Source organism: Mesorhizobium sp. M8A.F.Ca.ET.161.01.1.1, assembly GCF_004792105.1.
Taxonomy (GTDB): Bacteria; Pseudomonadota; Alphaproteobacteria; order Rhizobiales; family Rhizobiaceae; genus Mesorhizobium.
The window spans coordinates 1-408 of record NZ_SRTD01000112.1 but is presented as its reverse complement, the minus strand read 5'-3'; the positions used below and the strand labels follow the sequence as shown (position 1 = coordinate 408).

Sequence of the window (408 nt, the reverse complement as noted above, 5' to 3'; positions counted from 1 at the left end):
CAGCAATAACCGTAACCGTCGCCGTTGAAGACGGAATTGGTGCGCTGTCGCCAGGATTGCTCGATCCATCCCTGTGAAATCAACCGCTCACCACCGGGTGTCACGCCGCCCCTGCGGTAAAGCTCACCGAAGGCCAGCAGCGACCGCGCGGTCATCGCCATCTGGTTGCCGCCGAGATAGATGCCCTGCGGATCGCGCTCCCAGCCGCCGATGGAAAACCCTTCCAGGGGCCGAAACCAGTCTCGGGCGAGAGAAAGCGTCGAACGGCCGGATGCCTTCGTCAATATCGCCGACAGCAGATGTGTCGACGCCGTGGAATAAAGCATGCCGCCGCCGGGCTCTCCTGCGAAACCCCACTCCAAGGCCATCCGCACCCAGTTGCGGCTGGCGACCCAACGGCCGTAATTC

The 408-nt window shown here is 63.0% G+C and carries 1 pseudogene; it reads right to left on the bottom strand.

The features are described from left to right. A pseudogene (locus EN804_RS34895) lies at positions 1-408 on the bottom strand (serine hydrolase); the annotation flags it as partial.